Genomic DNA, 26354 nt, shown 5'->3' with positions numbered 1-26354 from the left:
ACTTCTGGATGGAAATCAACAAATATGCCAGTAGATGTGGCTTCATTCGCACTTTTCGACGTTGCTTACATCACGTCTGTGGATATCGTCATCTCGTCGGATTGGCACCGGCCGAGAGCATCGAGCAGCTGCAGCAGTATTTCAACGCTGACATCCGACACCGGATCAGCGGAGCGACGTCGCAGATTGACCCGATTCTGGTCGTCCGACACCGACGCCTGCTGGAGATCCAGGCTTGGCTCAACGGGGAACGGCCGCAGCGACACAGAATGGATCGCATTTGACGATTGGCCCTTGAGCTTCGAAGCGGGCTTCGCGCGGCTCGTGCTCACCGATCTCGTGCGGGCATTCGACCAAGACAGTTCCCAGGAACTGCGCTCGCACTTCCTGCGGTCCACGGCTGGCCGATGAACCCTCTGCCGTGCACAGCTCCTGTCAATACCGACCGCCGATCGCTTCTAGTCCTTGCGCGAGACCGCCTCAGTGTCGGAGGGCGAATCGGGATCAAGCTCTGGATGCTCCCGGAGCACTGGGACCATGACGCCTATATAGACCTTTCCCACGACGAGTCCCAGCTCCCGTTTAATTTTCTTCTTCAGAGTTTCGTCCTCGATCAATTCTACCAGCTCTGCAAGATTGCCGAGGTGGGCGTTGATACTCTGAGCACCATCCATCAGCTCTTTGCCAGTATCAAATTTCATCGCATGCACTCGATTCGATCGTCATTGCAACCGCTGCGTGGCCGTTGCTATAACTGAAGTTATACGAGGGTGACAGCGATCAGCAACTTCCAGAACAGGCGGAAACCTCAAGGTCAGCCTATACGTCGCCCACAACCTCTCGATACCAGCGCGAAGGGCAGTCACGCATGAATGACTGCTGCAATAAGTCTGCTTCATTGCTATTGCCAGCATCGCGCAAACTGTAAATCTCGTTGATAACTTTCATTGTCTGATGATTCCACCGCGTGTCTTCCTCGGCCACGCGCAAGACCAGCTTGTAAAGATCATCATCCAAGCCAGACTCGCGCGGTAGCAAATCGGCACGCAGCAACTTTAGCAACTTGCCCTCGTGCTCAGTGATGGCAGTCTCGGCTTGGAACGTGTTTTCTTTGAACGCGCTGATCAGTTCGAATGCATCGCGCAAATCTGATTCTTCATCATGGTTCACACATGTTCCCTCTTTTTTTCCGTGGCCGACACATGTTAAACGGCCAGTTTCCTGATGCAGACCCCAGGCAGCGATCTAGGCACGCCTGACAATTTCCCGTCCAGTCCTTCGTCTGGCAATCCGTATAGGTGCGAATGCAGAAGTTCTTGTCATCTTTAGGCCAGGGTTCCGACTCGCTTGGTGGCTTGTTTGGTGGCGGCGGCCAATGACCTGGCTTATAGCCCGGGTCATACAGCATTGGGCCACTCAAAGGCGACGGCGCCGGGGACATTGGCGGCCTTGGGGTCAGCACCGGATAGTCGGCGGGCGGGGGCTGATCCGCGTAGTCAGGCCCGATCATTTCTTGATATGTCTTTTGCAGCCCGATCGGATCTGTGTAGCGCAACGGGTTGGCATCTACATAGCTAAACCGATTCCATCCGCCATCGAGTCCGATGGGATCAGGTTGGCTGTATCGGCCCGTCCTGGCGTCATAGCTCCGGAAGTAGTTGTAGAACAGTTCGCTCTCACTGTCCGCGTACTGCCCCGGATATCTCAGGTTGAACTTCACCGCGGCAATATTTGTGGTGCCCGGGTTGGGTGTGGTCTCAAGGTTGGCGAATCGGTTCCGCGCCAGGGTCGGCTTGTCTTCTCCGAATGCGCTGTATCCCCACTGCCAAACCGCCTGTCCGCTCGCATTGGAGAGTTTTCTTGGCGTGTTCAGGTGATCGCTGTGTATCGCGTAGATGCTGCCGTCGATCGCCGCCGCAATCGGCATCGGCCCGTTGGCTGTGGGCAGATAGATGTACTGCGCCTGGCCGGCGCTGCTGGCACCTCCACTGCCCGTTTCCGAAAGCAGCGCGCCACCTTCGTCATAAGCAAACGCGAAGCCCAGTTGTTCGGCCAGAACAGTCGATGGTGTCCATTCCTTCGCGAAGAAGGCGCTCAGCGCGGCACCCGCGGTTCCCTGCAAGGGGTAGACCGGTTCGGTCTTGAACAGCCGTTGGCCCAAGGCGTTGTGCGCGTAGCGGACGGTGGGGCTGCTGTCGGTCGCACCGGTGGTCGCTGTCTTCAGCCGCCCTTCGGGGTCGTAGGCGAAGCTGCGCAGACCATCGTTCGTGAGGTCTCCGTTGGTGTTGTAGCCATAGGTCACGCTGGTGGTGATAGCGCCCGCGGTCTGGCTGAAGCCCGTGAGCCGGTTGCTGCCGCTGCCCACCGTGTACGTGCGGCTGGTGGTCTGGCCGGCGATGTCCCGCGTGCTGCTGCTGCGGTTGCCGTTCGCGTCGTAGCCGAATCCCGCCGTATCACCGGTCGCGTTGAACCCGGTGATGCGCCCCAGGGCGTCATAGCCCACGGTCCAGGTCACGTTGGCATTGGCGATCGTGCTGTTCGCAGGATTGGTGTCACCGGGCTTGTAGAGGTTTTGGGTCAGGCTTGTAATCCGGCCCGCGGCGTCATAGACGTAGCTGCCGAACTCGGTGGCGGTCAATCGACCGGCGGTGTCGTAAGTGCGGCTTGCAGAGAGCGCCGGCGACACAAAAGCCCAGGTCCACGCCGTCGGCTGGCCGAGCGCATTCCAGGAGATGCCGGTGACCAGCGGCTGGCCGTTCCAACTCAACCCTGTCAGACGCCCAGTGGCGTCATAGCCGTACAGAAGCAGGCTGCCGTTGGGGTAGCTAATGCTGCCGAGGGTGCCGTTCGCGTTGTGGCCATACAGCACTTGCTGCACGCTGCCGTTCGCCAGGGTCTGCTGCTTGACCGCCACCCGGCCGAAGGCATCGCGGGTATAGGCGGTGGTACCGCTGCGATCGGTGAACGAACTCAGGTAGCCCTTGCTTGCGGTCGTCGCGTCGTAGGCTAGTGTGGTGGTGCGGCCATCCGCAAAGAGCAACTGGGTCGGACGGCCCAGCGCATCGCGGGTGATCGTGGTTGTCTGCCCCAACGCGTCGGTGATCTGCTTGGGAAGTCCGAGGCTGTCGTACTGCGCACTCTCGCTCCCAATATCGGCGCTGGCTTCGGCGGTCGAATTGCCCAGCGCATCGCGCGTGTAGCTCGTGGCGACGCCCTTGAAATCGGTGGCGCTGGTGACGGAATCCAGTGTGTTGTAGGCGAGCGCGGCGGTGGCGTTCGCGGCGTTGGTGATGGTCTTCACGCGCCGCAGGCCATCGAGTCCGTACTGCGTGGACTGGCTCAGGCCATTGGTCTCGGAACTCAGCTCGCCGTTGGCGTCGTATCCGAAGCTGTTCGTCTGGTTCGGTCCCTCGGTCCTGGCCGACAGGCGGTTGAGGTTGTTGATGGTTCGCACCGCATTCCAGGCCACCACGCCACCACTGTTCTTGAACTGCTCGCCCGTGCGATTGCCCATCGCGTCCAGCGTGTAGGTGCCGCTCTCGCCGCGGTTGTTGCTCCAGCCAGTCAGACGGTGCGCAGCGTCGTACGCGTAGCTCAGCACGAGTCCAGTGGGCAACGTGACAGTGTCAACCGAGCCTGTTGGTTTGTAGGTCAGCGTGGTGGTCTGCTGGCCGGCCAGCCCGGCACCGACCGTCTTGGTGAGCAGCCGATCCCGGTTGTCGTAGCTGTACGTGGTGACAAGACCGTTCGGCGCCGTGGTGCTCGTGACCCGATTCGCGCTGTCATAGCCATAGAGGGTCGCGTGTCCCAGCGCGTTGGTCACCGTCGTGAGGTTGCCGCGCGTGTCGTACAGATAGCTGGTCACCGCCCCGTTTGGCTCGGTCTGCGTGTCGACCAGGCGCTGCGCGTTGTAGGTCCATTGCCAGGTTCGCGTGGTGTTGGGCGAAGTGGCCGTGTCGGTCACGGCGCGGCTCAGCAGATTGCCATTCACGTCGTAGGCGTAGGTGGTGATGCGGCCGGTCTCTGTGACCGTCGCGGGAAGCCTGAACGATGGATGCCACTGCGTCGTGACCGTCTGCGCGTCCGGGGTGCCGGATGCGCGAACCACGGTGGTCGGCAAGCGTCGCGCCGGGTCCCAAGTGGTCGTGGTGACCACACCCTTGAAATCGGTCTCGGAGGTCACGAAGCCGTTGGCGTCCTGGGTGCGGGAAGCCGCGTCGGCGCCACCGCTGCCGGCAGGCAAGGAACCGCCGGTCACGGCCAGCGCGCCCTTCGTGGTGCCGTAGCTGTAGCTGCGGCTCGTGCCGAGCGGATCGACGACCGTCGCGGAGCTCGCGGAGGGATAGCTCACCTGGTAGCGGTTCACGGTCCCCGCAAGCTGCGTGTCGATGGCGCGGCCCTGCGCGTCATAGCTGAATGTCGCGAAGCGTGCGCCGGTTTCGTCCAGGATGCCCGTCAGAGCTTGCGGGTATGTCGCGTTCTCGTAGACATAGGTGCGGGTCTTCGTGTCGGGGTACGTGACCACCGACAGCCGCCCTGCGGTGTCATAGGCATACGCAACGCTCCGCAGATCGGGCGTAGAAACGGATGCGAGCAGCCCGTTCGCGTTGTAGTTCAGTGTCAGCGTACGGCCGAACCCATTGGTGATGGTCGCCAACTGCCCGGCAGCGTTGTAGGCGTACGTAGTGACCCATCCGTTGCGCTGCGTGAGGGTCTGCAGCTTGCCGTCAGCGCTGAACGCCAGCGTGGCGTCATCGTCGGCCCGGCGGTACGACCAGGTGCCATTGCCCGCCTGCACCAGCGTGTCGGCACTGTTCGTGGTCGTCCAGTTCGTGGCACCCGAAGCCTTGGTGAATGCCCGCAGCGTGCCTTCTGCGTTGTTGATCGCAACCGACGTGGGACTGACGGCGGGAGTGAACTTCAGCACCGTCGCGTGGTTGTGTGCCCAGGCCTTGCTCAGGGAGCCAGCCGGGCGAGCTGCATCGGCGCCCCACGTGCTGCGATACGTGCGCTGGAACGAAAGCGGCGAAGGCCCGCCGTCGACGAAGTCGAGCTCCGAGCGGTACTTCTCCGCCGTAGCCGGAAGGATCGGCGCACCAAAGATCGCACCGTCATCACGGCGACACGATTGTTCGGGCGCCGCGCACTTACCTGTGATGGGGTCGATCAGGGATGGGTCGCACGCCGGCGCTGGCTCCTCGAGCGGACCGTACACGAGCGTGTCGACCACTTCCACAGGAAGCCAGATGTTGAACTGGCGCTTTTCGATGTTCCCTCGGCAGATCTGCTCGCCCAGTCCCATGTCGGGTCCGGTGTAGGCATTGCTGTATCGATGGGGAAGAGAGCTGGTGGCGGTGTAGCCCGCCATGCGCCGCTGCAGCTCACCGATGACGCAGGCATCTTCAGGGGTGGGATAGTGGGTCTGACTGGTGTCGTAGCGCGAATCCAGCCAATAGCTCGCGGCATTCGCATGCGTTCCAAAAAGCAGGGCTAAGAAGCCCAGGCTGATCCACAGCCACTTGGCAATCCACGATTTCATCGACCCACTCCTCGCTTTTTTTTGAACGAGGCGAAGCGCGGCCGATCCTGCAGAAAGCTGCGCGGATCGGTCATGCATCGCCCTCAAGGCATGCAGGTCGTGCGTTGATGCTGCGTGATGTGTCGCGCTGCGCATGGCTCTGGCCGATGGCAGTCCGATACTCCCTCCTCGTGCACCCTGCCCTCCCGGCAGCACCTTCTGTGGTCTTGAGGCCATCGAAGGTGGGCGCAAGATACGCCAGCGTTGTCCGATCTACAAATGCAGAACTAAATTCACATCGTGTTTCATCGGGGCTTTGGAATAGTTAAGTTGTCTCGCCTGTTCACTTAATTCTTTTAGCCGCTTCACCGACAGTGCTCCAACGCAAAAGGAAGCGACCGCCGCTCCGCAGCATGGTTATTGCGGCAATGGAGGCAGATGGTCCTCGTGGCTTCGCGCGTCAAGGCCCTGTCTCGGTCAGCGGCTATCTGATCGGCAGCAAGGAGTCGGGCAAGGTTCCATTGCCACCGAAAGCCGAACTGCAGGGGTGGTACCAGTACTACTTCGCCACCGAGCGCGGTTGTGCAGGCTACGAGAAGAATTGGCACAACTTTTCGAAGCTGATCTGGCAGATTGCCTCTCCCCTGATCGCCCGTCCGCCGAACTACGCGATATCGCGGCCGTTCACCCGCGCAACTGCGCTACAAGCTTTCAGAACTTCAAGCAATTGAAAGAAGCACGACCGCCTTCGTGCGCAATGGGACACGGCGTGAGCCGGCGGCCAGTCCTCGATTGCACGATCCTGGACGGGCTCTGAGTGTCCTTCTCTGTCGAACCAGCACTGTACCTGCGCCTCGGGCTGCGTAGACGCACAACGTCGCCGACAGAAACAGTAGTTCCGGGTTACCTTGTCACTGCCCCCGCTGAGATCATCGGCTGCTACTACCTGCCCTATCTCCGGCGGTTCAGGACGCTTCTGCTAGGCCAAGCGATCATCACTATCAAAATTCATGATTGCAGGAGAGGCGCCTTGAAGACGAAAGTTGAAGCAAGCCTCTTTTACGAAACTTGGAATCGAATCACAAACCGTGGCTCGCAGCGGTAAGTCATTGATTCTCCGAGACTGCCTGAGCGGTCAAAGCCCGGTTTAAGCTGGGGCGGAATCTTAAAATCGCCTGCAACCCGCACCAGCACTCGCTTTCGCCAATTCGTCCAATCTGCCAGGTACACGTTTGGGTACACCAAAACTGCCGGAAGCAGCCCCAAGTTTCAGGCATCACACCAGAGACAAACGGGCCGCCGAGACAGGATTATCTCACTTGCGAATCGGTGCTCCAAGTTACGCGCGGAGGTGCCCCAAGCCGGTTAGATGAGTGCCACAACATCGCGCAGGTGCGCTGCGGTCTGGGGCAACCCACGCTTCTCGAGCAGGGCGACTAACGCGATCGCGTCGTACCGCGGCCGGGCCCAGCGCTCGCGCATTCGCTTCAAAGCTGCGAGGGCGGTGAGCTTCTCCAGCATCAACTGGTTGAGGACGAATTCGTCAGGGGTCTGTACCTCGATGCCGAACGGGTCCAGCACTTCCCTGGGAAAGTCCTTTTCGTTCCACGTCACGATCGCATCCGCGTGCCCGGTGATCGCAGCCGCCAGCACATGGCGGTCATCAGGGTCTGGTAGCTTCAAGCCCTCGATCAGGTGTTCGTAGCCGGAGACGAGGCAGTCCGGAATGGCGTCCTCCATGGCTTGCGCAGCAGCGGCAATCTGGACGCCCATGTCAGGTCGGTCCCGCAACAAGCTGCGCGTCCACTCATCACGGATGTGGACGGACCACTTCGCGCTATAGAGGTCCGCGTCCGCCAGGCTGAGAAGCACGTCGCGCAGCAACGCCGGATAGAGGACGTTGGCGTCGAGCACCGCTGTGTACTGGGCGCTTCCGGCCACTCACAGCTCCTCGCCCATCTCCTGGGAGAGGTCGTTCAAGCGTTTGAGGGCGCCGGCCGACCGCTGCTTCTGCTCGTCCTTGTAGCGCATGAGTTCTTCGAACTCGATGCGGCGGTGCCGGTTGATCAGCCGGCACTTCAGCCGGCCAGCCTCGATCTCCTTGATCACGAAGGGACGCGACACATTCAGAAGTGCCGCCGCTTGCTGCGTCGTGAGCTCCAGCTTCTGCGGAACAAGCATCATCGGCTCGCGCTTGGCCATCTGGCGCAGCACATCGGCAAAGAAGCGCAACGCACGCGGAGGCAGGAGCAGCACTGGGGCCTGACCCTTGGTGTCCCCCTCCACTTCGATGGTCACCTTGATGGCTTTTGCCTTGGAGTGGTCCAGGGCCGCAACCAAGCACGCCGTCGCCGCGCCGGCCATCTCGGCTTCCATTTCGCTGGCTGGGTCGAGTATCTGGGTCATGCTGGGTCCTTTCATAGCTGGCGCTGTGCTGGCGCCCTTAAGCGAAATATACGCATCAAACGCAATATTCGCAACTGACCGGGCATCGAACGGAGATGCCATTCCTGCCGGTCCGGCCCTGTTGATTGCCACCCAAAACCGATCCGAATAGAGCAGTAATTTCCGTCCAAGACCGACCGCAAAACCCTACCTGCTCATTTTCGAGGCAGAGCATCTCGGAATGATTAAGACGTGGTTCGCGAGATAGCCAGGCGCACAGGCCTGTTTCGCAACAGCGCAAAGAAGTACCTGCGAGCGAGAGAAGAAATGCGGTGCTGCACCAAGCGGACAAGCTCTAGCAGGCTCGTTTTCTACGCCGAGAAGTTCGCGACCTGGATCGCGATCAGGGCCACCAAATCGCGGAAATCGCGACGCAATCTGCGGCTGGTTCACACACCATGCGCCCCGGATCGACGAGGGTGTCTGCCTAGGCGATCGTGGCGACCACCGCCCTCACGGATGCGATGAATTGGCAGGTGGCGATCGTCTTCTCTCAGCTCTCGCTCGGAAACCCGGCATAGCGTGCAAGAATGGTTTGGTCTCATCCGCTATCGACGCGCGCAAACGGAGTTTTTGTTGAGTCTTGTCTCCACGACCTCGCTTCGCTATTTCGCCGAGATCGTCCGCACCGGCTCGATCAGGGCTGCATCGGAAAATCTGTATGTCGCGGCCTCTGCGATCAGTCGGCAACTCGCCATGCTCGAGGAATCCCTTGGCGCCCCATTGCTGGAGCGACGACAAGGGCGCGGCAAGGTCAAGCTCACCGCGGCCGGCGAGCTTCTCATGCGTTATCACAAGAACATCGTGAAGGAGTCGGGGCGGCTGCATTCGGAGATCGAAGCACTCCAGGGGCTGAAACGAGGCCATGTGAATTTCGGCATGCCCGAATCGTTGACGCGCGATTTCATGCCGCAGTTCTTCTCGAGCTTCGCCAAGCACTATCCGGGCATCTCATTCAGCATCAAAGTCAGTGGCAGCCCGACGTTGGCGGAGATGCTGCTGCAGGACGACCTCGATGCGTGCTTCACCTTTGGGGAAATCGCATTCCAGGACCTATCGGTGGTCTATACAAGGTTGCTGCCGCTTTTCGTGCTTGTTCCCATCGGACATCCGCTGGCGAACCGCCGGTCCCTTCGCCTGTCGGACTGCGCCGAGTACAGCTTCTCGTCGCTCGACTCGTCCCTCTGGGCCAAGCAGCAGTCCGACGAAATGCTCGCGAAGGCCAAGATTCGCCCCCGCATCGCGCTGGAAACCAACTCCTATGAGCTCATGCGAAACGTGGCAGCCGAAGGCATGTGCCTCACTTTCACGACTCGGCCGTTGGAAGACCCCCTCGGGCCGCCCCGGGCAGGCGCCTACGTGCCGCTGAATGATCCGCGCGCCAAGCCACAGCGACTGGCGTTGAGCGTGCACAAGGGCCGGAGCCTGCCGATTCCCGTGGAGGCGTTTCTCTCGAATCTGACGGCCGCGCTTCAACAGGCGGAGCAGCGGGCCGGCACGGGCAAGGCCTCGGTTTGAGCCTTCATTGTCAAATTGCGACGCACCTACTGCGCTGCCAGCTCCGCGGGCGTCTTGTACTTCTGCACGGATGCGAATCTGCGCACTAGGTAGTCACCGGACTTGATGGGTGCATGTCGCGGCTCGCCTTGGCTCGGCAGGAATTCGGGCAGGCACGCCACCGGCGTCTCGTAGTCGAGATTGAAGAAGGTCGGAATCGAATAGCGCTCCCTGCCCGTGCGATTTGCGACGCGGTGAGCGTTGGACACGTAGGCCTCGTTGGTCCAGATCTTCACGAGATCGCCCAGATTGACCACCAGCGTTCCGTCGACATAGGGAGCCGCCACCCACTCTCCACTTCGCGTGCGCAACTCCAGCCCGCCGATGGGATCCTGCGCGAGCAAGGTGAGCATGCCGTAATCGGTGTGCGCGGCAGCACCCAGTTCAAGATTCGTGAATGACTCCTGCGGCGGGTAGTGAAAGAGCCGAGCCTGCGCCATAGGCTTCTTGGCGTACTGCAGGAAGAACCCCTCCTCCTTGCCGACGGCCGACGCGAATATCCTCAGCAGGTTTCGTCCGAGCTCGATGGTGGCGTTGAAATACGCCATGGCCGCAGGTTCCAGCCACGGCTTGTCGGCGGGCCATTTGTTGGGACCGTGCAGTGGGCGTCCGTTTGCCACATCTGGGTCAGTCATCGGCAGGTCCATGCCGAGCTCGTAGCTCTCCTTGAGATCCGGCTTGTGGCCGGGGTGCTGCGTGATCCCCATCGGCATGAATCCGCGCCGGAAGCGTTCATCGAACAGGTCCTTCAAACGCTCCTCCATCGGCAGCGACATGTAGCGACGCGTTGCATCGAATACCGCGTCAATCACGGTCTGCGGAACCCCATGGTTGCTGACATAGAAGAACCCGGTGTTGGTGCATGCAGCCTGGAACTGCTCGACCACGGGCCCGATTGGTCCGCCGGCCAGCCATGGCCCGAGATCGAGGATCGGCATCTCTTCTGCGGATGCCCTGCGAGGCGCATCCACCGCGTATTCGTTGAGGCTCATATCGTTGCTTCCTTCGTCAGGGTTGGGGATTGCTTCATGTTCCGCGAGACAAGTCGGTGAATGCGTCGGCCCAAAACACCACGCGCCGCGCGATCGCCTTCATCAGGCTGTGCAGCGCGATGCCAATGGCCGAGAGCACGAGAAGCACCGCGAACATGCCTGCCGCGTCCATCGAGAAGTTCCGCTGCAGGATGAGGTAGCCCAGTCCGGCTTGGGCACCCACGAACTCGCCCACGATCGCGCCGATCACAGCCAGCACGATGCCAATGTCCAGTCCGGCAAAGACATAGGGCAGCGCATGGGGCAGTCGGACCATGCGGAACACGTGCCATGGCGACGCCGTGAACGCGCGCATCAGGTCAATCTGGTCCTTCGGCGCCGAGCGCAAGCCCACGATCGTGTTGGCGAGCACCGGGAAGAACACGATGGTCGCCGTGATGACCACCTTTGATGTCGTGTCGAAGCCGAACCACAGGACGAACAAAGGCGCCACCGCCACCTTGGGGACCGTCTGAAAGGCGACCACGTACGGATAGAGCACCAACTCAAGCAGTGCGCTCTGGCCGATCAGCGCGCCCAGCAGGAAGCCCGCGATCGCGCCGAGCGCGAAACCCGCGAGGATCTCGTAGAGCGTCACGCCCAAGTGCGGCCACACCTCGCCCGAGCGGAAGGTCTCGTACACGGAGCGCGCCACGCCCGCAGGCCCCGGAAAGATCAAATGCGAGACATTCAGTCCGCTCACGACCAACTGCCATGTGGCGACCACGGCCACGAAGACGGCTGCGATAAGTGCCTTCCGGCGCAGCGGCGTCAGCCACGGTGCGGACGATTCGAAATCTGGCGTTGCAGCGTTCATCCGTCGAGCCCTCCACTGGCATTCAAGTTGGCCCGAATGCCGCGCACATGTGTTCCGAAGCGCTCGGTGTTGATGAGTTCGAGCGTGCGTGCTGCCGGGAGATCAACGTCAATCACCTGCGTGACTCGCCCCGGTCGCGGCGACATCACGATCACGCGGTCGCCGAGGAAGACTGCCTCCGGAATGCTGTGCGTCACGAGCATGATCGTGGCGCCGGTGCGCTCGCGCAGCTTCAGCAACTCGACGTTCATGGTCTCGCGCGTCATCGCGTCCAACGCGCCGAAGGGCTCGTCCATCAGAAGAAGCATCGGATCGTTGACCAGCGCGCGTGCGATTCCGACGCGCTGCTGCATGCCGCCGGACAACTCGCCGGGGTACTTGGTCTCGAATCCCGCAAGCCCCACCAAGTGCAGATAGTGCATGGCGCGCTCGTGCGCGACCTTCGGCTCGCGGCCCTGGATCTGCGCGGGCACGAGCACGTTTTCGAGAATGTTGCGCCATGGCAGCAGAACGGGCGACTGAAACACCACGCCCACGTCGCGGCTCGGTGCGGTATGGGGTCGCCCACCGAGTTCGACGACGCCGCGGCTCGCGCGCTCCAGACCGGCCAGGATGCGCAGGAGCGTGCTCTTGCCGCAGCCGCTCGGACCTACCACGGTGATGAACTCGCCGCGCGCGACGCTGAAACTGACGTCGTGCAATGCGACCACGTTCGCGCCATCCTTCGATCGAAAGGTCTTGTGCAGACCTTCGAAGCGGAACGCAGGCACAGCGTCCGCAGCGTCGTGCAGCGCCGCTCGCCTGCCAGGGAATTGGACGAGCGCGCTCATACGGCAGCCTCCTGCTCGCTACGCGCCACCCATGCATCAACGGCAAGTACCGCGGTCGAACGCTGCTCGGGCGTGATGAAGGCGGCCTCGAAGCTGTTGAGCGCCAGCATTGCCAGATCGTCGCGCTCGAGGCCGAGCGCCTGCTGACATGCCAGGTAGTTGTCGTTGACGTAACCACCGAAATAGGAGGGGTCGTCGGAGTTGACGGTCACGCACAGGCCCGCATCCATCAGCCTGCGCAGCGGGTGCGCGGCCATCGATGGCACCAATTGCAGCTTCACGTTGGACAGCGGGCACACCGTGAGCGGCATGCGCAGTTGAGCCAACTTCGCGAGCAGTGCCGGGTCGTCGAGGCAAGCGTTGCCATGGTCCAGCCGCTGGACCCTCAGCAAGTCGACGGCCTCTCGCACGTAGGCGGCCGGACCTTCCTCGCCCGCGTGCGCCACCACCTTGAAGCCACGCTCGCGGCAGCGACGGAAGAACTCTGCGAACTTCGACGGCGGGTTTCCTAGTTCCGCGCCGCCGAGGCCGAACCCCAGCAACCGGTCGTACCATGGGCGCAGGTCTTCGAGCATGTCGAGCGCCTCGGCCTCGCTGCGATGACGCTGCGCTACGACGATCAGGCCAGAACTGATACCGTGCTCGACACGCGCTGCATCCATCGCGCCCAGCACCCCTTCCATCACGGCGGCCAGCGGCACGCCGCGGCTCGTGTGGCCTTGCACGCCGATGAACATCTCTGCATGCAGCACACGGTCAGCGTGCGCGCGGCGCAGGTAGTCGCGCGTCACGTCGCGAAAGTCCTGCGCCTGAACGAGCACGCGGCAGCCGTCGTAGTAAAGGGTCAGGAAGTCCTGCAAGTCGGTGAAGCTGTAGGCAGCACGAAGCTCCTCTTCATTGCGCCAACGGATGGCTACGCCATTGCGGCGGGCAAGCCGAAGGAACAACGCAGGCTCGATGGAACCTTCGATGTGCATGTGCAGTTCGGCCTTGGGCAGGCCCGCCACGAATTCCTTGGGCGTCACGTCACAACCCCTTGCAGGCCTTGGCGGCGTCTACGACGGCGCTGCGGTCGAAGCGGTTGATTGCCTCCACGAAGCCCGGCTTCAGGTGGAGCATCGACTCGGGCGGCAGCGTGCGCTTGATCAATCCGTCTTTGAGCATCAGGTCCTGCATGCGGCCATAGGCAGCAGGGCTCATCGCACCGATCAGCTTGGTAGAGGTCATGGCTTCCGTGCCGGACATCGTCTCGAGCTGGGTCTGCAAGAGCGCGAGGTCCCATCTAGCGAGCGTGGCCTCATCGGCACCCGTCGGCTTGCTGCCAGGATAGTTTTTCCAGTGGATCCGGCGCGCGCACTCGGGATTGGTCTGGGCGAACAAGGTCGCCTTGGCTGCGCCGCGCGCGATCGCCTCCACCATCGCCGGATCGGCGTCGATCGTCTTCTGCATGGTGGCGAAGGTGAAGTCCGGCAGCGATCGCCACGTCGGATCGAACAGGATGCGCATCTTGGCGCCCGCATTCTGGAAGCCGGTGAGCGCGGAGCCCCAGAACATCAGGGCCTGCACGCGGCCTGCACGCAGCGCTTCCAACGCCGGTGCGCCGGCGCCGGTCGCGATGATCTGAACCTCTGTATCGGGGTTCACGCCGTTGGCGCGCAAGTAGCCCTTGAGCAGCGGCATCCCGCCCGTGCCAAGGCTGAAGATGCCGATCTTCTTGCCCCTGAGGTCGGCCACAGTGTTCACCGGGCTGTCCTGCAGCACACCGACGCCCCAGTCGATCACACCCGTCGCCATCAGACCGCGGACTGCGACCTGGTTCTCGGTGTTCGCCTGAATGAGCCCGGTGGAATTGACTTGCGCGAAGTCGACGCCGCCGCCCACCATCTGCTGGATGCCCTGGAGCGAGCCACCGGTGGTGACGATCTTCACGTCGTAGCCATCCTCCTTCCAGTAGCCCAGCGCAATGGGCAGCGTCAGCCAGGGATAGGTGACGTTGATGACCTGTGTGCCCAGCGCGATGGTCACCGGCTTCAACGGCCTGGGTTGCGCTTGCACCACTGGGACCGACAGCAGCAGCGTGAGCGCGGCGAGCGCGGCCGCGGCACGGCTGGCAAGACGAGCACAGGGGGTCAGACCGCCGAAGGCGTGTATCGAATGAGAGAACATGAACGATCCTGGGTTGCTCGGATCGTTGCGAGGTTAGCGCCGGACTCAGATTGCTTTGGATCAATATTCCGCGAGTCTTGTTCTAATTAATCGCACATTTCTCATTGCCTAAATCGCACTTCAGGCTTCGCGCACAACGTTCGGTCACTGCCGAGCGCGAACTCTGGGCGGCACGGTCAGCGCACAACCTTTTTGCGGGGGGCGATCGACCTCTTCGGGTCCTTTCTGCCAGGCGCTGCATTTGCACCGGGTGCGTTTGCGGGGGGCGGCGCACTGTCGTCCGCGATCGCCAGAATGAGTTCGATCAACCGAGCACGCTGGTCCGGCGAGAACGGCGACAATTTCAGCATCTCCATGAACCAGAGCCCTTCCGTTGCAGCGTGGACTAAGGCGCCGCGATCAAAGCCGGAGCCTGCCGAGATTTCAGGGAAGCGCTCTTTCCAATAGCGCCGGATTGGATCGGCCGACTCCTTGAGCATCGATCCTGCAGCCAGCATCTTTGTCGTGATCTTGTCGTTGTCGCCGCTGTTGTAGACCGAGGCGAGCACATAGGCCTTCAACGCGCGATTCGGCGACGGCGGCAGCCTCTCGGCTTCAGCGCTGCGCGCGTTCGCCAGCCGGCAGGCAATGGCTTCGTTCGCGGCCGTCAACAGTTCCTCCTTGAAGGGGAAGTGATACAGGAGGCCGCCCTTGCTAACGCCAGCGCGCTCCGCGACGGCGTCCAGCGTCAACGCCGGTGCACCAATCTCCTGCACCAAGGTCAGCGCCGCGTCGAGGATCTTGTCGCGCGCACTTGGCCTTCCGCGCTTGGGCTTGTTCTTCTCGTCCATTGCCATGCTTTCAAAAAATCCACCGCGTGTGTTTACTTCGGAATTAGTTTACCGTACAGTCCAGACGGTACAGTAATTCAGTTGTCATAGAGAGCGAGTCCACATTGAACCGATGGCCCTTGAACTCCTTGAACGGCGTACCGCCGTTGTCGCGAACGAACTGCGTAGAAGGGAGACACCGTGTTTGACTGGAGCGTCATCGCCCGCAGTCGCGAGGAACTGCTCAACGGCTTCCAGCTCACGGTGATGCTCGCGTGCCTGGCCGGCGGCCTCAGTCTCGTCGGCGGGCTGCTGCTGTGCGCAGCACGCCTGAAGGCACGCGGGCCGGCCGCATGGGTGCTGACAGCCTATGTCGAGCTCATGCGCAACACGCCGCTGCTCATCACGATGTATCTCATCTACTTCGGCTTGCCGATGGTGGGACTGCAGATACCGACATTCACCTGCGTGGTCGTGGTCCTGGTCATGCAGCACAGCGTGTTCGTCTCCGAGGTGCTGCGAGGCGGCTTCCTATCGGTGCCGCTCTCGCAGATCGAGGCAGGCCGCGCGATCGGGATGCGGCCGTTCGCCATCTTTCGTATCGTGCAGTTGCCACAGGCTTGGTCGGCTTCGGTCCCGGCCTTGATGTCGGTGCTTGTGCTGCTCATCCACGACACCTCGCTGGGCGCGGCCATTTCTCTGGTCGACCTCACGATGGCCGCCAAGGTGATCTCGCAACGCACGGCAGCAAGTTTCGAGCCCTTCGTCGCTATCGCCATCTGCTATTCGCTGCTGTCCTGGCTGCTGAGCCGAGCCGGCAGTTTCTTCGAACGCCGCAGCGGCATCGCAAGGTAACCCGCCATGGAAGTGACACTTCTTGTGAACGCGGCACCGCTGCTGCTGCAGGCACTCGGCCAGACGCTCGTGCTGGCACTCATCACGACGCTTCTCGCGCTGGTGCTCGGCTTTCTCATCGCCGAGGCAAGCATGCTCGGCGGACGCGCAGTGGCCTTCATCCTGCGCTGCGTGATCGAAGGCATCCGGGGCATCCCGCTGCTGGTGTTTGTCTTCCTTATCTACTACCTGCTGCCGCGGCTGGGCATCTTCATCGACACGTTCTACGCCGGCTGCGTTGCGTTGGCGCTTTTCTTCGCGACCTACGTCGCGGAGATACTGCGTGGGGCGCTTCGAACCATTCCGAAGGTCCAGATCGAGGCCGGCAAGGCCCTGGGCATGCGGCACTGGAAGATCCAGCTTGTCGTCGTGATGCCGCAGGCCGTGCGCATCGCCCTGCCTGCGCTCATGAACCTTGCGGCGATCGTGATCAAGGCCACCTCCGTGGTGTCGATCATCGGCGTGTGGGAACTCACGCTTGCCACGAACGAGGCAGTCATGCGCACCCTCGCGCCCTTCACCTTCTTCATTGCCGCCCTGGGCATGTACTTCGTTCTCTGCTACGGAACCGTGCGGTCCGCCGCGTACCTGTCCAAGCGCATGAACAGATCCCAACGGTCCTGACTACCAATCCCCTCATGATCTCCGTTCGAAACCTCTCCAAGTCCTTTGGCGCCAACGCGGTGCTCAAAGACATTTCCTTCGACGTCGCCAAGGGCAGGACCGCCGTCCTTCTGGGCAAGAGTGGCTCGGGCAAGAGCACCATGCTGCGCTGCCTGAACATGCTCGAACGCTGGGACAACGGCCACATCGAGATCGACGGCGCGGCGCTGGGGCGCACCCCTTCTACGGGCGGCGAATGGCGCCGATGGAATGCGCGCGAGGAAGCGCAGGCACGCCAGCGCATCGGCATGGTGTTCCAGCAATTCAATCTGTTTCCGCATATGACGGTCCTGCAGAACGTGATGTGCGGCCCGAAGCGCATTTTGGGCAAGGACGAGGCCACAGCGAAGAAGATCGCGCTAGCGCTACTCGACCAGGTCGGTCTCTCGGCAAAGCAGAACGCCTACCCGGCGTTCCTGTCGGGCGGCCAGCAGCAGCGAGTGGCGATCGCCCGCGCACTGGCCATGGAGCCGACGGTACTGCTGCTGGACGAGATCACCTCCGCACTGGACCCTGAGCTGGTCGGCGAAGTACTGGAGGTCGTGCGTGACCTGAAGCGACGAGGCCTGACCATGGTTTGCGTCACTCACGAGATCCACTTCGCGGAAGACGTGGCCGACCAGGTCATCTTCATGGAGGAAGGCCTGATCGTCGAGGAAGGCGCGCCGGAGTCCATGTTGACGAACCCACGCACCGAGCGCCTGCAAAAGTTCCTCACGCGCTTCCACGCCCAGAACCGCGGCGGCAAGGCGGCTGCCTGAAGACCCACAAAGATTACCCGTTCCTGTCCCGTCGTTTCTTCCATCGATCACCAAAGGTTCATCATGAAGTTCAATGCAATTCGCCAATGGCTCGCCATTGCAGCAACCGTGCTGGCTGCGTGCGCCGCCCCGGCCGCCCATGCAGACAAGCTGCAGGACATCCTCAAGCGCGGCTATCTCATCGTGGGGACCACGAGCTCGACGCCGCCTTTCGGCTTCAAGGACGACAAGGGCGAACTGCAGGGCTTCGACATCGACATGAGCCGTCTGGTCGCGAAGGCGCTGTTCGGCGACCCGAACAAGATCAAGTTCGAACTGCTCACCAATGAAGCGCGCTGGCCCGCACTGCAGAACGATCAGGTCGACATGGTGGCGCAGTTCGCCACCATCTCTCCTTCGCGCCTCGTCCGCGTGGCATTCACTCCGCGCTACTTCGACACCGGCATGACGGCCGCCATCCGCAAGGACTCGAAGATCAAGACGCTGGCCGACTTGAACGATCCCAGCGTCACGCTGGCCACGCTCACGGTGCCCGAGCAGATCGACCTGGCCAAGCGCATGGCGCCCAAGGCACAGATCGTGAGCTTCGGCTCCGTCGACCAGCAGGCGCTGGCGCTGCGGTCGGGCCGGGCGCAGGCCTTTCTCGTCGACCTGCCCATCGGGATGTGGTACGGCGCGACCAACGCAGAGATGAAAGTCATCCCCGAAGTGTTCGGCGGCTTCCAGAACTACGGCATTGCGTACAAGATGGGCGAACTCCCGTGGAGCCAGTTTCTTGACGGCTTTGTCACCGACCTGACCACGGGTTATTCGTACATCGAATACACGGCGATCTACAAGAAGTACTTCAAGATCGCCCCACCCCCGCAACGCAGCTACAAGATTCAGACCTCGAACTGAACGCCGGCGCGCCATGCGCGCCACACCTCCTGCGGCATAGGCGATGCCGCGACTCTTCCTATTTCCGGACATTCCAATGAACACAGTCGCGACTCGCGTCGGCGATCTCCTGGGCGCGATCGACACGCCCGCCCTCATCCTCGACCTGGATGCGTTCGAGCGCAACTTGCAGAAGATGGCCGATTTCGCTCGCGACGCAGGCATTCGCCTGCGTCCGCACGCCAAGACGCACCGCAGCGCCACCATCGCCGTCCGCCAGATCGAGCTGGGCGCCATCGGCCAGTGCTGCCAGAAGGTCGGCGAGGCCGAGGCGCTGGTGCGCGGAGGCGTGCGCGACATCCTGGTCAGCAACCAGGTGCTCGATCTGCAGAAATTGCGTCGCCTCGCGGGACTGGCCAAGCAAGCCAGGATTTCGCTTTGCTTCGACGCCGTCGAACAGGTCGACGCCGCGTCACGCGCCGCGCAGGAGTTCGGCGTCGAGCTCGGTGCCCTCGTGGAAATCGACCTTGGCATGTGGCGCTGCGGCGTGCCGCCGGGAGAACCCGCGGCGGCACTGGCGCGGCACATTGCGGCGTCGCCGGGCCTGCGCTTCGAAGGGCTGCAGGCCTATGAGGGTAAGGCCCAGCACCTGAAAACCTACGACGAACGCGCGCAGGCCGTTCAAGTTGCAGCGCAAGCCGTCCAGTTGAGCATCGACGCGATCGGGCTCGCCGGTCTCGAGTGCAAGGTGATCGGCGGCGGCGGCACCGGCACCTTCATGTTCGAGGGGGCTTCAAAGCTGTGGACCGAACTGCAGTGCGGTTCGTACGTCTTCATGGATGGCGAGTACGCGGCCATTGAAGGCAACGACGGCGCGCCCTATGCCGAATTCGAGCACAGCCTGTTCGTGCTTGCGACCGTGATGAGCACGGCCGGCAAGGGCCGCGTGATCGTCGACGCGGGCCTCAAGTCGTACACCTTGGAGAAGGGCTTGCCCACCATCGAAGGCCAGCCGAAGGCGCGTCTGGTGGCGGCCTCCGACGAGCACGGCACGATCGCACTGCTCTCGCCGGACGCCGACATTCCGCTGGGCACGCGACTCAAGCTGATTCCATCGCATTGCGACCCGACCGTCAACCTTCACGACCACTACATCTGCGTGCGCGGCGGCCGTGTCGAAGCCATCTGGCCCATCTCCGCGCGCGGCGCCAGTCATTGAAGAAAGCTCACAAGATGACATCCCCCGACCTTCACCCCAACTACCCCGATACGCAGCTGTTGATCGACGGAGAATGGCAGCCATCCACCACAGGCAGCACGATTCCGGTACTCAGCCCCGCCACTGGCCGGAAGATCGGCAGCGTCGCATCTGCGTCAATTGACGACCTCGAGCGCGCCGTTCTGGCCGCGCACAAGGGGTTCGAACTCTGGCGCGCCGTGCCCGCCGTGCAACGGGCTGCCGTGATGCGCAAAGCCGCGGGCCTGTTGCGCGAGCGGTCCGCCTCGATCGCACGTGTTCTGACCACCGAGCAAGGCAAGCCGCTGAGCGAAGCAATGATGGAGGTGCACGCCTCGGCCGACATCATCGAATGGTTCGCCGACGAGGGACTGCGCGTCTACGGGCGCATCGTGCCGCCGCGGAACCCAGCGATGCAGCAACTCGTGACCAAAGAGCCCGTCGGCCCGGTAGCGGCCTTCACGCCTTGGAACTACCCGGTCAACCAGATCGTGCGCAAGCTGTCCGCAGCGCTGGCCTGCGGTTGTTCGATGCTGGTGAAGGCGCCAGAGGAGACACCGGCATCGCCCGCCGCGCTGCTGCGCGCGTTCGTCGACGCCGGCGTGCCCGCAGGCACAGTGGGCCTGGTCTTCGGCGAGCCGGAGCAGATCAGCAACCACCTGATTGCGCATCCGCTGATTCGCAAGATCACCTTCACCGGCTCCACGGCGATTGGCAAGCAGCTCGCAGCGCTTGCCGGCAAGCACATGAAGCGCGCGAGCATGGAACTTGGCGGCCATGCGCCGGTCATCGTGGCCAGCGACGCCAATGCAGCCCTTGCCGTACGCTTTCTCGCACCGACTAAATTCCACAACGCCGGCCAGGCCTGCGTGTCGCCTACGCGCTTCCTCGTGCACAACAGCCTGCGGAAGAACTTCGAGGAAGCAATGGTCGCGTATGCAAAGAACCTCAAACCCGGCGACGGGCTCGCGGAGGCGACCACGCTGGGCCCGTTGGCCAATGCCCGCCGGCTGGCAGCGATGGAGCGCGTGGTCGAAGATGCCGTGCAATGCGGCGCCACGCTTGCAACCGGCGGAAGGCGGCTCGACATGGAAGGAAATTTCTTTGCCCCGACCGTGCTGACCGACGTTCCGCTGCAGGCGGATGTCTTCAACAACGAGCCTTTCGGTCCGATCGCGGCCATTCGGGGTTTCGACGACATCGACGAGGCCATCGCGGAAGCCAACCGCCTGGCCTACGGACTGGGCGCCTATGCATTCACCCAATCGATCGCCAATGCGCGACGGATCTCGCAATCGCTCGAAGCGGGCATGGTGTGGATCAACCAGCCGCCCACACCGTTCCCCGAGATGCCCTTCGGCGGCGTCAAGGACTCAGGATACGGCAGCGAAGGCGGTCCGGAGGCGCTGGAGGCCTACCTGGTGACCAAGACAGTTTCCATCATGGCTCTCTGAGCAGTGCGCGGGTCAAAGCCCCGCCCCTGCCCGCCCCCCTGGTTCAGCGATTGACGTCCACCACCACGCGCCCGCGCACCTGCCCGCGCAGCAGTTCGGGCGCGACTTCCAGCGCCTGCGCCAGCCCGATCTCGCGCGTGTTCCCTTCGACCACATCGTTGGAAAGCTCGTGCGACAGGCGCGTCCAGGCCACGGTCCTGCGCTCGAAGGACGCGTGCACGCTGTCCACGCCTTCCAGCGCCACGCCGCGCAAGATGAAGGGGGCCACGCTGGCCGGGAGATCCATGCCCTGTGCCAGGCCACAGGCGGCCACCGCGCCGCCATATCGGATGCCCGCCAGAACGTTCGCCAACGTATGACTCCCCACACAGTCGATCGCAGCGGCCCAGGATTCCTTTTGCAAGGGCTTGCCGGGCTCGCTCAGCGCTCGCCTGTCCATCACGCAGGTGGCGCCAAGCGCCTTGAGCCGCGGCGCCTCTTCCAGGCGTCCGGTCGAGGCCGTCACGGCATAGCCCAGCCTCGACAGCAGCGCGATCGCGATGGTCCCGACGCCGCCGTTGGCGCCAGTGACGAGAACGACGCCCGCCTCTGGCGTGATCCCGCGCGCCTCCAGCGCCATCACCGACAGCATGGCGGTGTAGCCCGCGGTCCCGATGCACATCGCAGCACGTGGCGACATTCGGGCCGGCAATGGCACCAGCCAGTCTGCGCGCACGCAGGCCCGCTGCGCCAGTCCGCCCCAATGGGTCTCGCCCACGCCCCATCCATTGAGCAGCACCTGGTCGCCAGGTCGGTAGCGCGCATCCGCGCTCTGTTCGACGGTGCCCGCCAGGTCGATCCCCGGCACCATCGGGAACTTGCGCACGACCGGCGACTGACCGGTGATGGCCAGTGCATCCTTGTAGTTGAGTGTGGAATACGCGATCCGCACCACGACGCTGCCAGCAGGCAGGTCGCCATTGCCCAGGGTCGCGACCCCGGCCAGCGTGGTCCCCGCGTCATCCCGGCGAAGCAGGACCGCGCGAAATGGTTCGGGGGGAGCGACCGTCGCGCACTGCGTCATCTTGACAGGCTCGGCCTGTCGGGCGCCGAGCGACGCTCCGATGCGTTCGTTCATCATTTCCGTCGTGCCGTCGGCCATGCACAGCGCCTTGGCGGCGACCAGCTTGGACACCAGGCCGCGTGCCTCGCCCATGCCCGTGGCGCCCATCGCCTGGATGCACGCCGCAACGCCGCGGAGGCATTGCTCGCCGGCAAACTTCTTGGCCATGGCGGCTGCGACAACGGCGCCGACACCTTCGTCATCCGCGATTCGTGTGGCCCGCAAGGTGAGCAGTTCCATGTTCTCGAGCGTCAGGCTGACGTCAACGAGACTCCAGCGCAGCCCCTGCTGTTCGAGCACGGGCCGTCCAAACGCCATGCGCGACGACGTGTATGCCACCGCATCACGCAAGGCGGTGGACAGGAGACCGCAGGCCATGGCCGCCACGTGCGTGCGCGCCTTGTTGACGCTCGCCATCGCCATCCGGAAGGCCGAGCCGGGCGCGTAGAGCACATCGCTGTCTGGCACTCGGTACGCGCTCAGCGCGAAGCCGCCGATGCCGGCCGGCGCCAGGCCGTGGACCGGATCTTCGGGAAGGCGCGTACAACCGGCCTTGCGCAGATCCACGATGAAGCATGCGATGCCCGCCGTACCTGCCGTGCGATCCGTCTGTGCGAATACCAAAGCGACCTCGCAGCCCCGTACATTCGCGACCCAGCGCTTCTCGCCGTCAAGCACCCAACCGTCCTCCACCCTGCGCGCGGTCGTGCGTATGGCCCCGAAGTCGCTGCCCGCCTCGCCTTCGGACATGGCCGTGCATCCGATCAGGTCGCCGTTGAGCATCCCGGGCAACCACTTCTCGCGCGCTGCGTCGGACGCGCCGAGCGCAATGCGCAGAGCCGCGCTGTGGTGATTGATGAATGCAAAGGCCAGCGAGAAATCCGCTCTGCCCAGTTCCATGGCTGTGCGTATGCGCGAGCCGAAGCTCAACCCCGAGCCGCCCAGGGACGTGGGTACTTCGATGCCGGCAAGCCCTTGCCTGCAAGCGTCCCGGATGAGCTCGCCCATCCAGATCTGCGCATGCGTGGCGCTCGCGATCTGCGTGCTGCGTGCGGCGGCGAACGCGGCCACACGCGCCTGGAACTCACGCTCCACCGGTTCGAGCGACCGGTCGAATTCTTCGATCACGTTCATGATTCAGGCCGCACCTGGAATCTTGTAGCTGCGCTGCGGCGGCGGGTCCATCCTGAAGTACTTCTTGTAGATGGCCGAGTATTCGATGTACGAATAGCCGGTGGTCAGGTCCGTAACGAAGCCGTCCAGAAACTGCTTCCAGCGCAGCTCGCCGAGCTTGTAAGCCAGGCCGTAGTTCTGATAGCCGCCGTACACCTCTGGCACCACCTTCAGGTCGGGGTTGGTCGCGGCGTACCACATGCCGATGGGCAGATCGACGAACAGCGCCTGCACGCGACCCGAGCGCAACGCGAGCGACTGCTGGTCGACCGAGCCGAAGCTAGACACTGTGGCCTTGGGCGCCATCCTCTTGACCAGATCGATCTGTTCGGGAACCGTGAGCGTCGCGATGGTCACGGCCGGGTTGTTCAGGTCGGCCAACGTCTTGATCTTCGAGTCGCTCTTGATGACCACCGTGATTCCGGTGTCGAAGTAGCGCGGCGTGAAGCCCACGCGCACGAGGCGGGACGGAGTGATGGTGGCCGAGTGCGCGAGCAGGTCGACCTGGTCGTTCTGCAGCGCGGGCCAACGCGTGTCGTTGCTGACAAGCTCGAACTTGATCTTGTTCGGATCGCCGAACAGCGCCTTGGCGATGAGCCGGCTCATGTCCACGTCGAAGCCCCGCAGCTCGCCTTTTTCGTCCTTCCAGCCGAAGGGGGGCGTGGCGCTCGTGGTGCCCACGATCAGATAGCCGCGCTTGAGCACATCGTCGAGTTTGTCCGCATGCGCCAGGAGCGGGGATGCGGCGCCGAGCACCGCGATCAGCGCGCCGGCAGCGCGCATCAGTTGCATGAGTTTCATAGACACCTTCGAACTTGGAAATGGAAAATGAATTGTTGGATTCATCCGCAACGCTGTCTTCTGCGTTCATGCTTTGCCGCGCGTGTGCTTTCAGAATCGTGCGCGCAGGAGCTGCCATGACGCCCAATTCCGCGCGCTTCGATGCGGCGCACCGCGTTCCATCCGCCTCCGCGCATGTGGGCCTGTCCATTCTTCACATCGACGGACCGGAGTACGCCGTCGCTCGCTCCGACCGGCTGCGCATCAGCTTCAACATCGGCCCGGCGTTCGCGACGCGGATTTCGGGACCAGGAAGCGATGGCGTTTTGTTCTGCCGAAGGAACGGGCTGTTGATCACGCCGCCGGGCCTGGCGCTGCGCCACCGTTCAACCTACGCTCTGAGCGCGGAGCGCGCGCCGAAGCCGGCGCGGCTCGTGGTCTTCGTGGTATCGACGCAGCTGCTGGCGGCGTGCTGCATCGAGCGAGGGCTCAGGTACAGCGATCTGGCATTGGTGCATCAGGCGCTGCTTCCAAACAGCGCGGTCCTGTCGCTCGCTCAGGCGCTGCTGGCCGACCTCAGCGAAGGAAGTCCCGACGGGGCGGCCGAGACCGAGTTTCTCGCCAAGTCGCTCGTGGCACGCGTCGCGCGGCAGCAGCGCGCGCAGTCGCCGACCGTCCACAAGGCCGATCCACTGCAGGCGGTCCGGGAGCACATCGACAGCAACCTGGCCACGGCGCTGCCGGTCTCGGAGCTCGCCGGGATTGCCGGCATGAGCCAATTCCACTTCTGCCGGGTGTTCCGCGACGCGACAGGCAAATCGCCGCATCAGTACATCCTTGCCGGGCGAATCCAGGCCGCCTGCCGGATGCTGTGGAGCACCGGCCGCCCGGATCCAGGGGCCAGGAGCATCCTGGACATTGCCCTGGCCTGCGGCTTCGGCTCGTCCAGCCACTTCTCGACGCAGTTCAAGCGGCACATGGGCCGGTCACCGCTTCAGTGGCGAGCGAGCCAAGGTTGATGGCGGGCGTCAACGCAGGGCGCGCAGCGCGGCCGCCAATGCTTCGAGTTCCTGCAACGTGTTGTAGTAGTGCGGCGAGGCACGCAGCACCGTCGGCAGTTGCCGGGCCAAGTGATCGAGCAACGCACTAGACGGCTTCGAATGGCTGATGTTGATGCCCGCCTTGAGCAGTTGCAGGTTGATCGCAGCCGCGTCGCGGCCCTGCAGCGAAAACGACACGATGGCCGAAAGCGCCGGGCCGGGGTCGTGCAGTTCGACACCTGGTATGTCGCGCAGGAGATCGCGCAGCGCCGACGACAAGTGCCTGCAGCGCCGCTCGGCTTCGCCCAGCCCCACCGCCAGCGCATAGTCGACGGCCGCGCCCAAGCCCAGCCGTGCCGCGTAGTTGTTCTCCCACGTCTCGAAGCGGCGCGCATCGGGACGAAGCTCATAGCGCTCGGGCGCCACCCACACCGCGCCGAAGTGGTCGATCATCGGCGGTTCTAGGTCGGGAATAAGCGACTTGCGCACGTACAGGAAGCCGGTGCCGCGCGGCCCGCGCAGGAACTTGCGGCCGGTGGCCGAAAGCATGTCGCAGCCCAAGCGCTCGACATCGACGGGCGTCTGCCCGACCGCCTGACACGCGTCCAGCAGGTAGGGAATGCCGTGCGCGCGCGCGATCCTCCCCACCTGCTCGGCCGGATTCACCAGGCCGCTGTTCGTCGGCATCCACGTCATGGCGATCAGGCGCACGCGCGCATCGATCATGCGTTCGAGCGCGGCGGGATCCAGCACGCCCTGAGCGTCGTCCGGAATCACTTCGATCACAGCACCGGTGCGCCGGGCGACCTGCAGAAACGCCACATAGTTGGCGGCATATTCGGCCCTGGCCGTCAGGATGCGGTCGCCGGGCTTGAAGCGCAGCGCGTAGAAGGCCATCTGCCACGCCACCGTCGCGTTCACGGTCAGCGCAATTTCGGGGGGCGAGGCGCCGATCAGGCGCGCGACGCTGTCGTAGACCGCCGCGAGCTCGCCCGATGCTTCGTAGGCGGCTTCGTAGCCGCCGATCTCTGCCTCGCGCCGCAAGTAGCCGACCATCTTCTCGAGCACGGGCTGCGCCAGCAGTCCGGCACCGGCATTGTTCAGATGGATGCGGTGCGCCACGCCAGGCGTGTCCCGCCGAAGTTGCTCGAGGTTGAAGAGCGTTGGGTTCACCGAGTTTCCATTTCTGACGATCGTC

At 63.3% G+C, this 26354-nt stretch carries 23 protein-coding genes and 2 pseudogenes; 9 read left to right on the top strand and 16 right to left on the bottom strand.

Annotation, left to right across the window (positions count from 1 at the left end):
- Window positions 1-65: 65 nt before the first annotated feature.
- The 4 genes from QFZ83_RS32440 to QFZ83_RS32425 all read right to left on the bottom strand — a co-directional run bounded on the left by QFZ83_RS32440 (window position 66) and on the right by QFZ83_RS32425 (window position 5539).
- The gene (locus tag QFZ83_RS32440; protein ID WP_307512526.1) at window positions 66-332 is read right to left on the bottom strand and encodes a hypothetical protein; all 267 of its coding nucleotides are present in this window, start codon (window positions 330-332) and stop codon (window positions 66-68) included.
- A gap of 126 nt (window positions 333-458) precedes the next feature.
- The gene (locus tag QFZ83_RS32435; protein ID WP_307512524.1) at window positions 459-701 is read right to left on the bottom strand and encodes a hypothetical protein; all 243 of its coding nucleotides are present in this window, start codon (window positions 699-701) and stop codon (window positions 459-461) included.
- A gap of 118 nt (window positions 702-819) precedes the next feature.
- Window positions 820-1170 (bottom strand): hypothetical protein, encoded by a 351-nt coding sequence (locus QFZ83_RS32430; protein WP_307512523.1) that lies wholly within the window; start codon window positions 1168-1170, stop codon window positions 820-822.
- Entirely contained in the window at window positions 1160-5539 is a 4380-nt protein-coding gene (locus tag QFZ83_RS32425) for an RHS repeat-associated core domain-containing protein (RefSeq protein WP_307512520.1), read from the bottom strand. Before QFZ83_RS32425 ends, QFZ83_RS32430 begins: the two co-directional genes overlap by 11 nt.
- Before the next feature lie 449 nt (window positions 5540-5988).
- Between QFZ83_RS32425 and QFZ83_RS32420 the strand changes: the two are divergent.
- Window positions 5989-6162, top strand: a pseudogene (locus tag QFZ83_RS32420) (alpha/beta hydrolase); the annotation flags it as partial.
- Window positions 6163-6883: 721 nt separating this feature from the next.
- Here the strand turns inward: QFZ83_RS32420 and QFZ83_RS32415 are convergent.
- Together QFZ83_RS32415 and QFZ83_RS32410 are read right to left on the bottom strand one after the other, a co-directional pair.
- Complete coding sequence (locus QFZ83_RS32415; protein WP_307512519.1) at window positions 6884-7432, bottom strand: PIN domain-containing protein; 549 nt, start codon at window positions 7430-7432, stop codon at window positions 6884-6886.
- 27 nt (window positions 7433-7459) lie between these two features.
- Window positions 7460-7924, bottom strand: a complete 465-nt coding sequence (locus QFZ83_RS32410) for a helix-turn-helix domain-containing protein (RefSeq protein ID WP_307512518.1) — start codon at window positions 7922-7924, stop codon at window positions 7460-7462.
- A gap of 561 nt (window positions 7925-8485) precedes the next feature.
- On the opposite strand from QFZ83_RS32410, the gene QFZ83_RS32405 reads away from it, so the two are divergent.
- A complete protein-coding gene (locus tag QFZ83_RS32405) occupies window positions 8486-9481 on the top strand; it encodes a LysR family transcriptional regulator (protein WP_307512517.1) in 996 nt (331 codons plus the stop codon).
- Between the two features lie 26 nt (window positions 9482-9507).
- Here QFZ83_RS32405 and QFZ83_RS32400 read toward each other — a convergent pair whose 3' ends face one another.
- The 6 genes from QFZ83_RS32400 to QFZ83_RS32375 form a co-directional block, all read right to left on the bottom strand.
- Window positions 9508-10512: an isopenicillin N synthase family oxygenase gene (locus tag QFZ83_RS32400; RefSeq protein ID WP_307512516.1), complete on the bottom strand. Its 1005-nt coding sequence runs from the start codon at window positions 10510-10512 to the stop codon at window positions 9508-9510.
- Window positions 10513-10546: 34 nt separating this feature from the next.
- Window positions 10547-11368: an ABC transporter permease gene (locus QFZ83_RS32395; protein ID WP_307512515.1), complete on the bottom strand. Its 822-nt coding sequence runs from the start codon at window positions 11366-11368 to the stop codon at window positions 10547-10549.
- Window positions 11365-12198 (bottom strand): ABC transporter ATP-binding protein, encoded by an 834-nt coding sequence (locus tag QFZ83_RS32390; RefSeq protein WP_307512513.1) that lies wholly within the window; start codon window positions 12196-12198, stop codon window positions 11365-11367. Before QFZ83_RS32390 ends, QFZ83_RS32395 begins: the two co-directional genes overlap by 4 nt.
- Window positions 12195-13205, bottom strand: a complete 1011-nt coding sequence (locus QFZ83_RS32385; RefSeq protein ID WP_307512512.1) for an adenosine deaminase — start codon at window positions 13203-13205, stop codon at window positions 12195-12197. Before QFZ83_RS32385 ends, QFZ83_RS32390 begins: the two co-directional genes overlap by 4 nt.
- A 19-nt stretch (window positions 13206-13224) precedes the next feature.
- A complete protein-coding gene (locus tag QFZ83_RS32380; protein WP_307512511.1) occupies window positions 13225-14364 on the bottom strand; it encodes an ABC transporter substrate-binding protein in 1140 nt (379 codons plus the stop codon).
- Window positions 14365-14540: 176 nt separating this feature from the next.
- Window positions 14541-15194 carry a TetR/AcrR family transcriptional regulator gene (locus QFZ83_RS32375; protein WP_307512509.1) on the bottom strand — a complete coding sequence of 218 codons (654 nt, stop codon included), beginning with the start codon at window positions 15192-15194 and terminating at the stop codon, window positions 14541-14543.
- Between the two features lie 180 nt (window positions 15195-15374).
- Here QFZ83_RS32375 and QFZ83_RS32370 point away from each other — a divergent pair, with 180 nt between their 5' ends.
- From QFZ83_RS32370 to QFZ83_RS32345, 6 genes are all read left to right on the top strand, one after another.
- On the top strand, window positions 15375-16028 hold the full coding sequence (locus QFZ83_RS32370) for an amino acid ABC transporter permease (RefSeq protein WP_307512507.1): 654 nt from the start codon (window positions 15375-15377) through the stop codon (window positions 16026-16028).
- Window positions 16029-16034: 6 nt separating this feature from the next.
- Window positions 16035-16691, top strand: a complete 657-nt coding sequence (locus QFZ83_RS32365; RefSeq protein WP_307512505.1) for an amino acid ABC transporter permease — start codon at window positions 16035-16037, stop codon at window positions 16689-16691.
- A 14-nt stretch (window positions 16692-16705) separates the two neighbouring features.
- Entirely contained in the window at window positions 16706-17491 is a 786-nt protein-coding gene (locus QFZ83_RS32360) for an amino acid ABC transporter ATP-binding protein (RefSeq protein ID WP_307512503.1), read from the top strand.
- Window positions 17492-17554: 63 nt separating this feature from the next.
- Window positions 17555-18391, top strand: a complete 837-nt coding sequence (locus tag QFZ83_RS32355) for a transporter substrate-binding domain-containing protein (protein ID WP_307512501.1) — start codon at window positions 17555-17557, stop codon at window positions 18389-18391.
- A 76-nt stretch (window positions 18392-18467) separates the two neighbouring features.
- The gene (locus QFZ83_RS32350) at window positions 18468-19589 is read left to right on the top strand and encodes a DSD1 family PLP-dependent enzyme (RefSeq protein ID WP_307512499.1); all 1122 of its coding nucleotides are present in this window, start codon (window positions 18468-18470) and stop codon (window positions 19587-19589) included.
- Window positions 19590-19603: 14 nt separating this feature from the next.
- Window positions 19604-21061, top strand: a complete 1458-nt coding sequence (locus QFZ83_RS32345) for an NAD-dependent succinate-semialdehyde dehydrogenase (RefSeq protein WP_307512864.1) — start codon at window positions 19604-19606, stop codon at window positions 21059-21061.
- 43 nt (window positions 21062-21104) lie between these two features.
- On the opposite strand, the gene QFZ83_RS32340 is transcribed toward QFZ83_RS32345, so the two are convergent.
- The 3 genes and pseudogenes from QFZ83_RS32340 to QFZ83_RS32330 form a co-directional block, all read right to left on the bottom strand.
- Entirely contained in the window at window positions 21105-22124 is a 1020-nt protein-coding gene (locus QFZ83_RS32340; RefSeq protein ID WP_307512862.1) for an MDR family oxidoreductase, read from the bottom strand.
- Window positions 22125-22163: 39 nt separating this feature from the next.
- A pseudogene (locus tag QFZ83_RS32335) lies at window positions 22164-23297 on the bottom strand (acyl-CoA dehydrogenase family protein); the annotation flags it as partial.
- 3 nt (window positions 23298-23300) lie between these two features.
- Window positions 23301-24137 carry a transporter substrate-binding domain-containing protein gene (locus tag QFZ83_RS32330; protein ID WP_307512497.1) on the bottom strand — a complete coding sequence of 279 codons (837 nt, stop codon included), beginning with the start codon at window positions 24135-24137 and terminating at the stop codon, window positions 23301-23303.
- A 116-nt stretch (window positions 24138-24253) separates the two neighbouring features.
- Here QFZ83_RS32330 and QFZ83_RS32325 point away from each other — a divergent pair, with 116 nt between their 5' ends.
- Window positions 24254-25135, top strand: a complete 882-nt coding sequence (locus tag QFZ83_RS32325; protein WP_307512495.1) for an AraC family transcriptional regulator — start codon at window positions 24254-24256, stop codon at window positions 25133-25135.
- A gap of 9 nt (window positions 25136-25144) precedes the next feature.
- Here the strand turns inward: QFZ83_RS32325 and QFZ83_RS32320 are convergent, their stop codons facing one another.
- Window positions 25145-26329, bottom strand: a complete 1185-nt coding sequence (locus QFZ83_RS32320; RefSeq protein ID WP_307512493.1) for an aminotransferase class V-fold PLP-dependent enzyme — start codon at window positions 26327-26329, stop codon at window positions 25145-25147.
- Between the last annotated feature and the right edge of the window lie 25 nt (window positions 26330-26354).

The sequence above is a fragment of the Variovorax sp. W1I1 genome (assembly GCF_030815625.1).
Classification (GTDB): domain Bacteria; phylum Pseudomonadota; class Gammaproteobacteria; order Burkholderiales; family Burkholderiaceae_C; genus Variovorax; species Variovorax paradoxus_C.
The sequence above is the reverse complement of the archived record's forward strand: the minus strand, read 5'-3'. Positions and strand labels throughout refer to the sequence as shown.